The sequence below is a fragment of the Salmonella sp. SAL03688 genome (genome assembly GCF_046551895.1).
Classification (GTDB): domain Bacteria; phylum Pseudomonadota; class Gammaproteobacteria; order Enterobacterales; family Enterobacteriaceae; genus Salmonella; species Salmonella enterica.
The window spans coordinates 1-523 of the sequence record NZ_JBGDVI010000064.1; the positions used below are offsets into that span (position 1 = coordinate 1).

Here is a 523-nt window from a genome sequence, read left to right on the forward strand (position 1 = left end):
GGGCGTTAAGTTGCAGGGTATAGACCCGAAACCCGGTGATCTAGCCATGGGCAGGTTGAAGGTTGGGTAACACTAACTGGAGGACCGAACCGACTAATGTTGAAAAATTAGCGGATGACCTGTGGCTGGGGGTGAAAGGCCAATCAAACCGGGAGATAGCTGGTTCTCCCCGAAAGCTATTTAGGTAGCGCCTCGTGAATTCATCTCCGGGGGTAGAGCACTGTTTCGGCTAGGGGGCCATCCCGGCTTACCAACCCGATGCAAACTGCGAATACCGGAGAATGTTATCACGGGAGACACACGGCGGGTGCTAACGTCCGTCGTGAAGAGGGAAACAACCCAGACCGCCAGCTAAGGTCCCAAAGTCATGGTTAAGTGGGAAACGATGTGGGAAGGCCCAGACAGCCAGGATGTTGGCTTAGAAGCAGCCATCATTTAAAGAAAGCGTAATAGCTCACTGGTCGAGTCGGCCTGCGCGGAAGATGTAACGGGGCTAAACCATGCACCGAAGCTGCGGCAGCGA

Annotated in this window: 1 rRNA gene; it reads left to right on the plus strand. The window is 54.5% G+C overall.

Going from position 1 to position 523, the window contains the following annotated elements:
• A 23S ribosomal RNA gene (locus ACLJR2_RS23720) occupies positions 1 to 523 on the plus strand; the annotation flags it as partial.